Here is a 13,613-nt window from a genome sequence, read left to right as displayed (position 1 = left end):
GTTTGCCATCCTGCTTCCAGGTCACGAGTACCAGCATCAAGCCCCGGCTCGCTGGTCGGCAACCCTCCTCCGCGGTGGGGTGCTCCGGGTGACGACCTGGCCGCGCTCCGACGACGGAGGCGGCAAGCGCGGATCGACGCCTCTCGTCAGATCGCGGCCCTCGTGCCGTGCGTCGATCCCTCGACGGAGGGATTCCTCATGACCACAGTTCTGCAGCGCCCCATCGCATCCGTGCACGGCCGCGATCAGCAGGTGACGTGTGCCGACGGCCGCACCACTCGCAGCATCGATCTCGACTACGCGGCCAGCGCTCCCGCGCTCGACGCGGTGGTCGAGCGAGTACGAGAGGTGTTGCCGCACTGCGCGAGTGTGCACCGCGGCGCCGGCCACAAGTCGCAGGTCTGCACCCGGGAGTACGAGTCCGCCCGGAACACGGTGCACCGCTTCTGCGGCGCGGATCCCGACGACGTGGTCGTGTTCACGCGGAACACCACCGACGCGCTGAATCTCCTGGCGGGCTGCGTTCCCGGGGACACGGTGGTGCTGGACGTCGAGCATCACGCGAATCTGCTGCCGTGGCGGAACCGCCGGGTGGTGCGATCGGCGGACTCGGTCGAGGAGACTCTGACTCGGCTCGGCGACGAACTCGCGTCGAGACCTGCTGCGCTGCTTGCCGTCACGGGTGCCTCCAACGTGACGGGCGAGGTCCTGCCCCTCGATCGACTCGCGGATCTGGCGCACCGACACGGTGCCCGCATCCTCGTCGACGGGGCGCAACTCGTTCCGCACCGCGCCGTGGACATCACCGCGGCGGGCATCGACTACCTGGCTTTCAGTGGTCACAAGCTGTACGCGCCCTTCGGAGCGGGAGTGCTCGTGGGACGGCGTGACTGGCTCGATGTGGCCGAGCCGTACCTCGCGGGCGGTGGAGCCACCCGGCACGTGTCCGTCCTCGGTGCGTCGGTCGACATCGACTGGGCGCCGTCCCCGGCGCGGCACGAGGCCGGCACACCCAATCTCCTCGGCGCCGTCGCGATCGCCGCGGCGTGCGACGAGATCGGCGCGATCGGCCACGGTGCCATCGCCACTCACGATCAGGAGTGCACGGGCGCCCTGCTCGGCGGGCTCACCGCTCTGGCCGGTGTGTCGGTCCTCCGCCTGTGGAGCGACTCCGCCGACATCGTCGGCATCGTGTCCTTCACCGTCGACGGTGTCGACGCGGGTGCACTCGCCACCGCGCTGGCCGACGATCACGGCATCGCGGTGCGGGCCGGGAAGTTCTGCGCCCACCCCCTCCTCTCGCGGGTCGGCGCGGCCGACGGTGCCGTGCGGGCGAGCATCGGGCTGGGGACCACCGCCGACGATGTCGACCGGTTCGTGGAGGCGGTGCGTGTGACGTGCCTCTCACTGCGGGATCGCGTCACCACCGGATCGTTAGCATCAGCATCATGACGAGGAGCAGGTTGTGGGGTCGACGACACGTCGACCTCTGCCGTGCGACCTCGAGCGCCTGTCCGTTCCGGTGATCGTGCGACTCACTTCACCTCACAGCCACCGCTGCACCCACGACTGACTGGACAACTCATGACCACGGTGTCTTCCGACTCCCTCGTCTTCCTCGACGGCGTCTCCGGTACCTCCCCGGACGTCGTCCGGTTCTCCGCCGCCGATCTCTCCGAGGCCCAGAGCCGCTACGCGACCCTCAAGGCCGAGCACCCCGGTGCTCGCGTCGTGGTGGACATCGACGTGCACATCGCCGCCGACGCCCGGACCGCCCGCCGCGAGGTGCTGGCGTCGGACAGCAAGCCTCGCCCCGGCACGCTGCAGTACGTCGGCACCGCGTCGGGTCTCGCAGGCCTCGTCGCCGACATCGTGACGGTCGACGTGGCGGACGGCGTGACCCTGCGTCCGGTGGTGGAGCAGACGCGGGAGTCCGTCGTCCGGGCGATCACCACCGAGGTGGTGCCCGCCCTGGAGGTTCGGCGCCTGCGCGCGTCCTGAGGCTCAGCCCTCGCGGGTCTCGGGGCCCATGTCCACAGCGAGCCCGGCGGTGATGCGCAGCAGTTCGGGGTAGGTCGTGCGGAAGAGGGTCGCGGGGTGACCCGCTGCAGCCCACAGCCGTTCGAAGCGTTCCAGCGCCGTGTCGACGAACGTCGGCAGATTCGTCGGGTGGCCCACGGGAGCGATCCCGCCCACCGGTTGCCCGGTGGCGTGTTCGACCACGTCGATCGGTGCGCGGGTCAGCGTGCCCTCGAGACGTCGACCGGTGGCATCGAGGTCCACGTTGTGTGCACCCGACACCAGCAGCAACACCGGGTCGTCGTCGAGCAGGAACACCAGCGACTTGCAGACGGCACCGAGCGGAACCCCGCTCACCGCCGCGGCCTGACGCGCCGTGTGCGTCGGCTCGGACTGCGTCACGATCACGCCGTGATGACCTCGGGCGATCAGAACGTCCGACACGTGTGCCGCAGCGGGATGGTGGATCCGCGTCATGGTCGCAGGATAGTCAGTCCACGCCGCCGGGACATCCGGTGAGCGGGAGCGCTGGCTATCCTGACCGGATGACACACACGGATGCGTGGAAAGCCTTCACGGTGACGACCGACGCCCATGTCGCGACGGTGACCCTCATCGGCCCGAACAAGGGCAATGCGATGGGTCCCGACTTCTGGTCGGAACTGCCTCTCGTCTTCTCCGCGCTCGACGCGGACCCCGAGGTACGCGCCATCGTGCTCGCCGGCTCGGGCCGCAACTTCAGCTACGGTCTCGACCTGCCCGCCATGGCAGGCGATTTCGGTGCGGTCATGGGGGACAAGGCACAGGCCGGTCCGCGCAGCACGTTCCACGACATGATCAAGCGCATGCAGGCGTCGATCAACGCGGTGGCCGACTGCCGCAAGCCCGTGGTGGCCGCCGTGCAGGGGTGGTGCATCGGCGGTGGGATCGATCTCATCTCGGCCGCCGACATCCGCTACGCCAGCGCGGACGCGAAGTTCAGTGTGCGCGAGGTGAAGGTCGCCATCGTGGCGGACATGGGGTCGTTCGCCCGTCTGCCCGCGATCATCGGCGACGGTCATCTTCGCGAACTCGCGTTGACCGGAAAAGACATCGACAGTGCCCGGGCGCAGCAGATCGGTCTGGTCAACGACGTGTTCGACGACGCGGAGGCCGTGCTCGCCGCAGCGCGTGCCACGGCCACCGAGATCGCGGCGAACCCGCCTCTCGTGGTGCACGGGATCAAGGCGGTTCTCGACCACGGTCGCGTTGCGGCAGTGGAGGATTCGCTGCGCTACGTCGCCGCGTGGAACGCTGCTTTCCTGCCGTCCGAGGATCTGACGGAGGCCATCACCTCGGTGTTCGAGAAGCGCCCCGCGTCGTTCCAGGGCAAGTAGAGAGACCCCGGTGGAGCGGCCCGATCAGCGGAAGGCGCTCTTCGGGTCGTTCCACAGCTGATCGGTGAAGTCCTCGAGGACGACGAGCACCACCGAGTCCTCAGCGCGGCGCAGGATCGACTTGCTCGCCCGGACCTGGAGGATGTCGCCCTTCGAGTCCGTCATGCGCCAGAGCGAGTCGGCGCGGGTGGCGACGGTGGTCAGGAACGTCTCGGCGATGTTGACTCCGAGCGGTTCGTTGGCCGGGAAGATGTCCTGCAGTGTGAGGGTCTCGTTCGACCGGGGGGACTCCTCGTCGAAGCCCATCAGTTCGTCGAAGGCCTCGTTGGCGAAGACGACCGTGCCGCCGGGCTCGACGGCGAGGACGGCCAACGGAATGCGGTCGAGCACGACGGTCACCGGCAGTGACGGGAACTGCGTCGTGGTCGAGACCGCCTCGGACGTGGGATTTCTCCGGTCGCTCACAGCGTCACTCATCGGTGGTACCGCACCCTTACGTCGTGGCTCGTTCGTCCTGACACGGCCCGGGGGACCGCGGATGCGATGCTATCAGCGGACAGCACCGCATCCGGGTTTCCGACGGTCTCTAGTGGTCGCCCTGGTTCTTCAGGCGCTCGACCGATGCCTCGAACTCCGCCTCGGCCTCGGCGCGGCCGACCCAGTTGGACCCGGTGACGTGCTTGTTCGGCTCGAGATCCTTGTAGTGCAGGAAGAAGTGCTCGATCGCGTCGAGCTCGAACTGCGAGACGTCCGAGAGATCCTGGATGTGGTCCCACCGCGGATCGCCCGCCGGGACGCACAGCACCTTGTCGTCGCCGCCGGCCTCGTCGACCATCTTGAACATCGCCACGGGGCGGGCCTCGACGAGGACACCGGGGAACACGGACTCCGGCAGCAGGACGAACGCGTCGAGCGGATCGCCGTCCTCACCGAGGGTGTTCTCGATGAAGCCGTAGTCCGCGGGGTAGCCCATCGCCGTGTAGAGGTAGCGGTCCAGGCGTACTCGCCCGGACTCGTGGTCGACCTCGTACTTGTTGCGCTGACCCTTGGGGATCTCGATGGTCACGTCGAACTTCACGTCCACTGTCCTTTGCTCGGTGGCCCGGCTACCTGCTCGGCGGCCACGTACTGTCGTGCAGTCGTCTGTCGGGCGCATCGAAGGACGCGCCGGTGGTCAGACAGTAACCGGCCGCGTCGATAGGGTGCGAGGAGAGGTGCATCGCCGGAGAACGGCCACGGACCCGCGAGTGGAGGAGAGACGTGAGCTCAGGGAAGCGGCCGTCCGGCACGCCGTTACGCACGCGCGTGCTGCTGATCGGAGCCTCGGTCGTGGTGCTCGTGCTGGCGATCGTCGGCGTCGCGCTGATCACCCCCACGCTCTCCGAGGACTCGACACCCGTGGCGACCTCACCCGAGCCGTCGCCCGTTCTGCCTGCCCCCCAGGTGGTTCCGGTCCCATCCGATGCGCCGAAACCGAGCCCGGCGGGCCTCGAGGCGGTGCTCGCCGCACCCCTGCGCAATCCCGATCTGGGCCGCTTCACCGGATCCGTCGCGGACGCGATCACCGGTGAGGTGCTGTGGAGCGCCGATGCGGACACCCCCATGACGCCGGCGTCGACCACCAAGATCCTCACGGCCGCGGCCGCCATGATGGCGCTGCCCGCCGACCACCGTGTGACCACCAAGGTCGTGGCGGGCGACGCGGCCGGTCAGGTGGTGCTCGTCGGTGACGGCGACCCCACGCTCACGGCGGAGCCGGTCGGACGACCCGGGTTCTACGACGGGGGAGCCCGCATCGACGACCTCGCCGAACAGATCCGCAGGTCCGGCACGGCCGTCACGTCCATCGCCGTGGACGGCGGCGCGTACTCGGGGCCGGAGCAGGCGCAGGGCTGGTTCCCCGGCGACGTGGCCGCCGGATACATCGCACCCATCGAACCGATCACCCTCGACGGGGGTCGCTCGGTGCCGACGGTCGACGAGTCGCCGCGCAGCGCCACTCCCGGTCTCGACGCCGGTCGGGCGTTGGCGCGCGCTCTCGGCCTGGACCCGGCCGTCGTGACGGACGGTCGCGCGCAGTCCGGTGCCGGATCTCTCGCGACGGTGCAGTCCGCGCCTCTGCGGCAGCGGCTCGGGCAGATGTTGGGGTTCTCGGACAACGTGCTCGCGGAGGCCGTCGGTCGCGAGATCGCCGAGGAGGTGGGCCGGCCCGCGTCGTTCGACGGGGCCACGGACGCCGTCCTGGAGACACTGCAGAAGAACGGCGTCGACGTCACCGGAGTCACGCTCGAGGACACCAGCGGACTCTCCGTCGACAATCTCATCCCTGCCCGGGTGCTGGGCGCGCTCGTCACCCGGGCCGCCGGGTCCGGCACCGAGAACCTGCGGCCGATGCTCGACTACCTGCCCGTCGCCGGTGCCACGGGCACGCTCGCCGCCCGCTACGCGTCGGGTGACCGCACGGCCGCGGGGTGGCTGCGCGCCAAGACGGGAACGCTCTCGACCGCCAGTGCGTTGGCCGGATACGTGACCGACGAGAGCGGCCGGGTGTTGACGTTCGCGTTGATGTCCAACGACAGGCCGCCCGAGGTCGGTCGTCCGGCCCTGGACGCACTCGCGTCGACGCTCCGCTCCTGCGGCTGCACCTGACCGGTCGATTCCGAGAGAGAACAGGGGTGAGGGCATGTCCGACACTGGTGTGATCGATTGGGGTCTGGCCGCCCGGACGGGTGCCCGGCTCGCACCACGGGGGCCGAAGACGTCGCGGTACACCGCGGACGCGGCGCTGCGCGAACTGGCCGACGCGTCGGTACGCGCCGAGGGCCCCGTGCGCGAGGTCACGGGCCTCGCCGACGGTCTGCCCGTCCCGGCGGCGCGCGTGCTCGATCGGCCGGAGTGGATCGCCGCCGCGTCCGAGTCGATGCGGCACCTGGTCAGTGATTCCGACGGCGACGACAGTTCGTTCCTCGGCGGCAAGCCCGGCGGCGTGCAGGCGGGCGCGATGCTGGCGTTCCTGTCGACGGCCATTCTCGGGCAGTACGACCCCTTCACCGGTCCGGACGGAACGCTGTTGCTGGTGGCCCCGAACATCGTGTCCGTGGAGCGATCGCTTCGCCTGCGGCCCAGCGACTTCCGACTGTGGGTGTGTCTGCACGAGGTGACGCACCGCGTGCAGTTCTCGTCGTCGCCGTGGCTCGCGGGCTACATGAAGGACAACGTCACCACGCTGCAGGGCGGCGCGGACGAGCCCCTGGCCGACGTCGTGGGACGCCTCGCGGCGGCGGTGCGGTCCCGCGGGCAGGACGGCGGCGACGGCGGCATCATCGGTCTGCTCCGGGCGACGCAGGCACCCGCGCAGCAGGAGGCACTCGATCGTCTGCTGGTGCTCGGAACGCTGCTCGAAGGCCATGCCGACCACGTGATGGACGCGGTGGGTCCCGCGGTGGTGCCGTCGGTCTCGGCGATCCGCAAGGCCTTCGACGCCCGTCGCACGCGGAAGCAGAACCCGGTGCAGCGCGTGATCCGCGCGCTGCTCGGGATGGACGCGAAGATGGCGCAGTACGTCCGCGGCAAGGCGTTCGTCGACGCCGTCGTCGGCCAGGTCGGCATGGAGCGTTTCAACACCGTGTGGACCGACGCGGACACGTTGCCGCTGCTCTCCGAGATCGAGGCGCCGGAGAAGTGGACGCAGCGAGTTCTGGGATGACCGGCGTCCCGGCATGACCGGGGCACGCCCGATGCCGGAGGGCCCGCACCTGCTCACGGTGCGGCGGGCGGTGCGCGCCTGGTTCGGGGAGCATTGCCCGGAGCGCGCCGTCGTCGTCGGGCTGTCGGGTGGTGCGGACTCGCTGGCGCTCACCGCCGCCTGTGTGGCCGAGGGCGCGCAGGTGCACGCCGTGGTCGTCGACCACGCACTGCAGGCGGGTTCGGCCGAGGTGGCGCACAGGGCCGTCGAGCAGGCACGAGACCTCGGGTGTTCCCGCGCCGAGGTGAGGACCGTGTCGGTGACCGGGGCGGGTGGACCCGAGGCCGCGGCCCGGCGCGCCCGGTACGCCGCTCTCGACGCGGTCCGCGGTGACCGCCCGATCTTGCTGGGCCACACGCTGGACGACCAGGCCGAGACCGTCCTGCTCGGACTCGGCCGCGGATCCGGGTCCCGATCGCTGCGGGGGATGGCGGCCTGGGACCCGCCGCGAGGTCGGCCGCTGTTGACAGTGCGCCGCGAGTCCACCGTCGGCGCGTGCGCCGAACTGGGTCTCGCCGCGTGGGACGACCCGCACAACCTCGACCCGTCCTTCGTTCGGGTCCGACTCCGCGGCGAGGTGCTCCCGCTGCTGGAGGACGTCCTGCACGGCGGTGTCGCCGCCGCGCTCGCGCGCACCGCCGACCAGCTGCGCGAGGACGGCGCCGTTCTCGACGCACTCGCCGCGGACATCGCCGTGTCCGCCCGCGTCGGCGACGCGCTGGAGGTGTCCGCCCTCGTGGAGGTACCGGGTGCACTCCGTCGGCGGGTGATCCGCGAGTGGCTGGCCGACTGTGGAGTGCCGTTGCGCAACGAGGCGCAGGTGCGCGCCGTGGACGATCTCGTCGGCGCGTGGCGCGGGCAGGGCGGCGTCGCGGTGGCCGGGGGCGGCCCGGTCGAGAGGTTGGTCGTCGAGAGACGACGTGGCAAGCTCGACCTGGTTCGGTGGACCGGCCGGGCCGCGAGCGAGTGAAGGGACACCCGTGTACGAGGGCGACATCGCATCGATCCTGATCTCCCGAGAGGAGATCGACAAGCGTATCGCCGAGCTGGCCGAGGAGATCGCCGCTCGCTATCCGGTGGGGGCTCCCGAGGGTGATCTGCTGCTCGTCGGAGTTCTCAAGGGCGCCATCATGTTCATGACGGATTTCGCACGCGCACTGCCGATCCCGAGCCAGCTCGAGTTCATGGCGGTCAGTTCGTACGGATCGTCCACGTCCTCGTCGGGCGTCGTCCGCATCCTCAAGGACCTCGACCGCGACATCCACGGCCGCCACGTTCTCATCGTGGAGGACATCATCGACTCCGGTCTGACGCTGTCGTGGTTGATGAAGAACCTCGCCACGCGCCAGCCCGCGTCGCTCGAGGTGGTCACCTTGCTCCGCAAGCCCGACGCGGTGAAGGTGGACGTCGACGTCGCGAACGTCGGCTTCGACATCCCGAACGAGTTCGTCGTGGGCTACGGCCTCGACTACGACGAGCGTTACCGCGACCTTCCCTACATCGGACTGCTGGAACCCCGGGTCTACGGAGGCTGATCGAATGTCGCGCGAACAGGTCGGCCCCACCGCCACGTCCATCGCGGACGACGTCCGGAACGGGCGGGTCCAACCTGCCGCGGTAGCCCGAGAAGCGTTGGACCGCATCGCCGCTCGGAACGACGACCTGCACGCGTTCGTCGTGGTGCGTCCCGACGAGGTGCTCCGGGAAGCGGACGCGATCGCCGTCCGAGCGGATCTGCGCGCCCTGCCGCTCGCCGGCGTCCCGGTGGCGATCAAGGACAACGTCCCGGTGACGGGCTACCCGATGCGCAACGGTTCGCTCGCGACGTCCGACACTCCCGCCGCCGCGGATCACCCGGTGGTCGCGCGCCTGCGCGGCGCGGGCGCCGTGGTCGTCGGTCTCACCTCGGTTCCCGAGCTGTGCCTGTGGGGCGCGACGGACGGTGCCGACGGCATCGCCCGCAATCCGTGGAACCGTGACCTCACCCCGGGCGGATCGTCCGGTGGCGCCGCCGCCGCGGTCTCCTCGGGCATGGTGCCCGTCGCCCACGGCAACGACGGCATGGGGTCCATCCGGATCCCCGCCGCGAACTGCGGACTGGTCGGCATCAAGCCGGGGCTCGGCCTCGTCCCGTCCGAACTGGGCAACGGCTCGTGGTTCGGCATGTCGGAGAACGGTCCGTTGACCACGACCGTCGCCGACGCGGCGCTTCTGCTCTCGGTCATGGCGGACGATCCGGATCTCGCCTATGTCGACGCTCCCGAGACCACGCGCATCGGGGTCGCCGTGGAGTCGCCGTCGCCCGTCGTGCGAGTGGATCCCCACTTCCGGCAGGCCGCACTCGACGTCGCACGGGAGCTCGAGCGGATCGGGCACCGCACCAGCACGGCAGCGCTGCCCTACCCGGCCAGTCCACTCGGGCAGCTCGCCCGCTGGACGGCCGGCGGAGCCGCGGACGCCGCCGGGCTCGATGTGTCGGCGCTGCAGAAGCGAACCCGTCGCCACATCGCGGTGGGTCGGCGAGCGGCACGGTTCGTGCGGCCATCGCAGACCGAGACGCTCACGCGACGCATGCGCTCGTACTTCGAGAGTGTCGACGTGGTGCTGACGCCGGCGCTCGCCGCGCCGCCGATCCGTGCGGACCGGTGGAGCGAGCGCGGGTGGGCAGCCAACATGGCGGCCAACATTCGCTACGCACCCTTCGCGGCACCGTGGAACTTGCTGGGGTGGCCCGCCGTGAGTGTGCCCGCGGGACTCCATCCCGAGTCGGGGACTCCGCTGGCCGTGCAGCTGGCGGGCCCTCCCGGGTCCGAGCGTCGACTGCTGGCGCTCGCGGCACAGATCGAACAGCATCGGCCCTGGCCACGCACCGCGGCCGACCGGTAACACTCGTCACGCGCAGCTGGGCGCGGGAACCTCACCGCGTGTCGGCGCGTTGACCGAGATGTGCGCGCCGCCCGGCCGTCCGCATCCGCGGTAACCTGGCTTGTCCGGTGCGCAACCGGCAACGATCGAGAACTGCTGCCGGCCGACCGACGCGAACCATGACCACCTGCCTGTGAGTCCGACTGCCATCGAGGGCGACGCTGTATGAACCGCAAGACTTTGTTCCGCAACCTGGCGATAGTCGCCGGCATCCTGTTGGTGATCTTCGCCTTCAGCTACTTCGGCGACGACACGCGGGGGTGGAAGAGTGTCGACACGTCGGTCGCCGTCGCGCAGCTCGACGACCAGAACGTGCAGACCGCGCAGATCGACGACCGTGAGCAGCAGGTTCGTCTGACGCTGAAGAGCGGCAACGACGCCACCGGCAACGAGACGCAGATCATCTCGCAGTACCCGGACGCCGCGTCGCAGCAGATTTTCGACAAGGTCGCCGCGTCGGGTGCCGAGAGCTACGACACCGAGGTGACGCAGGACAGCTGGTTCACGTCGATCCTGGTGTTCCTGCTCCCGATGATCATCCTGCTGGGCATCTTCATCTTCGTGATGTCGCGCATGCAGGGCGGCGGGCGTGGCGGTGTGATGGGCTTCGGCAAGTCCAAGGCCAAGCAGCTCACCAAGGACATGCCGAAGACGACGTTCGCGGACGTGGCAGGCGCGAACGAAGCGGTCGAAGAGCTGTACGAGATCAAGGACTTCCTGCAGAACCCGGCCCGCTACCAGGCACTCGGCGCGAAGATCCCCCGCGGCGTGCTGCTCTACGGCCCTCCCGGAACCGGCAAGACGCTGCTCGCCCGCGCCGTCGCCGGTGAGGCCGGCGTGCCGTTCTTCACCATCTCCGGTTCCGACTTCGTCGAGATGTTCGTCGGTGTCGGTGCCTCACGTGTGCGCGACCTGTTCGAGCAGGCCAAGCAGAACAGCCCCTGCATCATCTTCGTCGACGAGATCGACGCCGTCGGTCGCCAGCGCGGCGCCGGTCTGGGCGGCGGACACGACGAGCGCGAGCAGACGCTCAACCAGCTGCTCGTCGAGATGGACGGCTTCGGTGAGCGCACCGGCGTCATCCTCATCGCCGCGACCAACCGCCCCGACATCCTCGATCCCGCCCTGCTGCGCCCGGGCCGTTTCGACAGGCAGATCCCGGTCGGCGCCCCCGACCTCGCAGGACGCCGCGCGATTCTCGCGGTGCACTCGAAGGGCAAGCCGATCGCGCAGGACGCCGACCTCGAGGGTCTGGCCAAGCGCACCGTCGGCATGTCGGGCGCGGATCTCGCGAACGTCATCAACGAGGCCGCACTGCTCACGGCGCGGGAGAACGGCACCGTGGTCACCGAGGCCGCCCTCGAGGAGTCGGTGGACCGCGTCATCGGCGGACCTCGACGCAAGAGCCGCATCATCAGTGAGCACGAGCGCAAGATCACGGCGTACCACGAGGGTGGTCACACCCTCGCGGCGTGGGCGATGCCCGACATCGAGCCGATCTACAAGGTCACCATCCTCGCCCGCGGCCGCACCGGTGGTCACGCGATGACGGTGCCGGAGGACGACAAGGGCCTGATGACGCGCTCCGAGATGATCGCGCGCCTCGTCATGGCGATGGGCGGCCGCGCTGCCGAGGAGCTCGTCTTCCACGAGCCGACCACGGGAGCGTCGTCCGACATCGACCAGGCGACCAAGATCGCTCGCGCCATGGTCACCGAGTACGGCATGAGCAGCAAGCTCGGCGCCGTCCGGTACGGCCAGGAGCAGGGCGATCCGTTCCTGGGCCGCTCGATGGGCGTCCAGTCCGACTACTCGCACGAGGTCGCGCGGGAGATCGACGGGGAGGTGCGCAACCTCATCGAGGCCGCGCACACCGAGGCGTGGGCCATCCTGAACGACTACCGCGACGTCCTCGACATCCTGGCCACCGAGCTGCTCGAGCGCGAGACACTCACGCGCAAGGATCTGGAGAAGATCTTCACCGGCGTCGAGAAGCGTCCCCGCATCACCGCGTTCAACGACTTCGGTGATCGAGTTCCGTCGTCCAAGCCCCCGGTGAAGACGCCGCGCGAGCTCGCGACCGAGCGCGGGGAGCCGTGGCCCCCCGTCTCGATCGTCAAGGAGCCGAGCTACGCCGGCCAGGCCCAGAACGGCCAGGCACAGAACGGCCAGAACGGCCACGCCCAGAACGGGCACGGCCAGAACGGTCACGGTCAGAACGGGCAGGGCCAGAACGGGTCGACCCCGAACGGTCAGGGTGGCGCACATCGCGGCGGCCGTCCCGGCTCCTCGATGCCCGACTACGGCGCACCGGCCGGCTGGTCCGCACCGGGATGGCCTCCTCGCGAGAACGAGGCACCTCGGTACCCGGAGCCGCAGGGTTACGGCCAGCCGCAGGGTTACGGCCAGCCGCAGGGTTACGGCCAGCCCCAGGGTTACGGCCAGCCCCAGGGATACGGGCAGCCGCAGGGTCAGGGTGACCCGCAGGGCTACCAGGGTCCGCGTGGGTACCAGGAACCGCGCGGCTACGACGAGCCCCAGCCCTACCAGGAACCGCAGCCCTACCAGGAACCCCAGCCCTATCGGGAACCGCAGGCGTACCAGGAACCCCAGCCCTATCAGGAGCCGTACCAGGATCCGCAGCCGTACGGGCAGTACCCCGGTTCGGGTGTGGGGGAGCCGGCTCAGCCCGAGCCGCGTTACCGCAACCCGCAGAACCCGGAGGGGCAGTACCAGCCTCCGCGTGACGAGGCCGAGGATCCCCAGCTGCCGCCGAACACCCAGCGGTGGGAGGGCCCGGACGCGCGCTAGAGTCGCTCGTCCGACCCTCTCGTCCGTGCGGCCGCACCCGCCCGCACATCACTCCGGCTGCTCTGATCCATCGGCAGCGCGTCCGTCAGCGAAGGGACCTCCCGTGTCCGTCAACCAAGCCGATCAGTCGATCGACGAGCCCGTGTCCGTGGTGTCCGGTCGAACGTTCGATCAGGAGCGCGCCGAGGCGGCCGTTCGCGAGCTGCTGCTCGCGGTGGGTGAGGACCCCGAGCGCGAGGGGCTGAAGGACACGCCCGCTCGAGTGGCGCGTGCATACAGGGAGATGTTCGGCGGACTGTTCGTCGATCCTGACGAGGTGCTGGGAACGACGTTCGACGAGGCGCACCGCGAGCTCGTCCTCGTGCGGGACATCCCGATGTACTCGACGTGCGAGCACCACCTGGTGTCCTTTCACGGCGTCGCGCACGTCGGCTACATCCCGGGCAAGTCGGGCCGGGTGACGGGCCTGTCGAAGCTGGCGCGGGTCGTCGACCTGTACGCGAAGCGGCCGCAGGTGCAGGAGCGTCTCACCTCGCAGGTCGCCGACGCGATGATGCGCAAGCTCGAACCGCGCGGAGTCATCGTGGTGATGGAGGCCGAGCACCTCTGCATGGCGATGCGGGGAATCCGTAAGCCGGGCGCCAGCACCACCACGTCCGCCGTGCGCGGTGTGTTCCAGTCCAGCGCGGTGTCCCGGTCCGAGGCGCTGGATCTCATTCTTCGCAAATAGGCGCCGC

General features: G+C 69.9%; 13 protein-coding genes and 1 riboswitch. Of the genes, 10 read left to right on the top strand and 3 right to left on the bottom strand.

The annotated features are described in order from the left end of the window. The first annotated feature begins 19 nt into the window (after nucleotides 1–19). Nucleotides 20–135: riboswitch (SAM riboswitch) on the top strand. Between the two features lie 63 nt (nucleotides 136–198). Continuing rightward, nucleotides 199–1,452: an aminotransferase class V-fold PLP-dependent enzyme gene (locus OG947_RS09125; protein ID WP_328813739.1), complete on the top strand. Its 1,254-nt coding sequence runs from the start codon at nucleotides 199–201 to the stop codon at nucleotides 1,450–1,452. A gap of 132 nt (nucleotides 1,453–1,584) precedes the next feature. Then, nucleotides 1,585–2,001 (top strand): hypothetical protein, encoded by a 417-nt coding sequence (locus tag OG947_RS09120; protein WP_037186306.1) that lies wholly within the window; start codon nucleotides 1,585–1,587, stop codon nucleotides 1,999–2,001. A 3-nt stretch (nucleotides 2,002–2,004) separates the two neighbouring features. Here OG947_RS09120 and OG947_RS09115 read toward each other — a convergent pair whose 3' ends face one another. Continuing rightward, nucleotides 2,005–2,496 (bottom strand): YbaK/EbsC family protein, encoded by a 492-nt coding sequence (locus OG947_RS09115; protein WP_027506483.1) that lies wholly within the window; start codon nucleotides 2,494–2,496, stop codon nucleotides 2,005–2,007. 68 nt (nucleotides 2,497–2,564) lie between these two features. Between OG947_RS09115 and OG947_RS09110 the strand changes: the two genes are divergently transcribed. Then, complete coding sequence (locus OG947_RS09110; RefSeq protein ID WP_027506482.1) at nucleotides 2,565–3,395, top strand: crotonase/enoyl-CoA hydratase family protein; 831 nt, start codon at nucleotides 2,565–2,567, stop codon at nucleotides 3,393–3,395. A 24-nt stretch (nucleotides 3,396–3,419) separates the two neighbouring features. Here the strand turns inward: OG947_RS09110 and OG947_RS09105 are convergent, their stop codons facing one another. Together OG947_RS09105 and OG947_RS09100 are read right to left on the bottom strand one after the other, a co-directional pair. Continuing rightward, a complete protein-coding gene (locus OG947_RS09105) occupies nucleotides 3,420–3,872 on the bottom strand; it encodes a histidine kinase (protein ID WP_027506481.1) in 453 nt (150 codons plus the stop codon). A gap of 109 nt (nucleotides 3,873–3,981) precedes the next feature. Continuing rightward, nucleotides 3,982–4,473, bottom strand: a complete 492-nt coding sequence (locus OG947_RS09100) for an inorganic diphosphatase (protein ID WP_027506480.1) — start codon at nucleotides 4,471–4,473, stop codon at nucleotides 3,982–3,984. A gap of 182 nt (nucleotides 4,474–4,655) precedes the next feature. Here OG947_RS09100 and dacB point away from each other — a divergent pair, with 182 nt between their 5' ends. The 7 genes from dacB to folE all read left to right on the top strand — a co-directional run bounded on the left by dacB (nucleotide 4,656) and on the right by folE (nucleotide 13,606). Continuing rightward, nucleotides 4,656–6,044, top strand: a complete 1,389-nt coding sequence (gene dacB, locus OG947_RS09095; protein ID WP_328813738.1) for a D-alanyl-D-alanine carboxypeptidase/D-alanyl-D-alanine endopeptidase — start codon at nucleotides 4,656–4,658, stop codon at nucleotides 6,042–6,044. Nucleotides 6,045–6,078: 34 nt separating this feature from the next. Then, nucleotides 6,079–7,101, top strand: a complete 1,023-nt coding sequence (locus OG947_RS09090; RefSeq protein WP_027506478.1) for a zinc-dependent metalloprotease — start codon at nucleotides 6,079–6,081, stop codon at nucleotides 7,099–7,101. Nucleotides 7,102–7,114: 13 nt separating this feature from the next. Next, nucleotides 7,115–8,110, top strand: coding sequence for a tRNA lysidine(34) synthetase TilS (gene tilS, locus OG947_RS09085; RefSeq protein WP_328813736.1), 996 nt, complete (start codon nucleotides 7,115–7,117; stop codon nucleotides 8,108–8,110). Nucleotides 8,111–8,120: 10 nt separating this feature from the next. Beyond that, nucleotides 8,121–8,675, top strand: a complete 555-nt coding sequence (gene hpt / locus OG947_RS09080) for a hypoxanthine phosphoribosyltransferase (RefSeq protein WP_027506476.1) — start codon at nucleotides 8,121–8,123, stop codon at nucleotides 8,673–8,675. 4 nt (nucleotides 8,676–8,679) lie between these two features. Then, nucleotides 8,680–10,026: an amidase gene (locus tag OG947_RS09075; RefSeq protein ID WP_222638881.1), complete on the top strand. Its 1,347-nt coding sequence runs from the start codon at nucleotides 8,680–8,682 to the stop codon at nucleotides 10,024–10,026. Between the two features lie 204 nt (nucleotides 10,027–10,230). Further along, complete coding sequence (ftsH, locus tag OG947_RS09070; protein WP_307109575.1) at nucleotides 10,231–12,876, top strand: ATP-dependent zinc metalloprotease FtsH; 2,646 nt, start codon at nucleotides 10,231–10,233, stop codon at nucleotides 12,874–12,876. A 103-nt stretch (nucleotides 12,877–12,979) separates the two neighbouring features. Next, complete coding sequence (gene folE, locus OG947_RS09065) at nucleotides 12,980–13,606, top strand: GTP cyclohydrolase I FolE (RefSeq protein WP_027506473.1); 627 nt, start codon at nucleotides 12,980–12,982, stop codon at nucleotides 13,604–13,606. Nucleotides 13,607–13,613 lie beyond the last annotated feature (7 nt).

The organism is Rhodococcus sp. NBC_00297, from assembly GCF_036173065.1.
In the GTDB taxonomy this organism is placed as follows: Bacteria; Actinomycetota; Actinomycetes; order Mycobacteriales; family Mycobacteriaceae; genus Rhodococcoides.
Note: the sequence above shows the minus strand (reverse complement) of the source record. Positions and strands in the feature narration are given on the sequence as shown.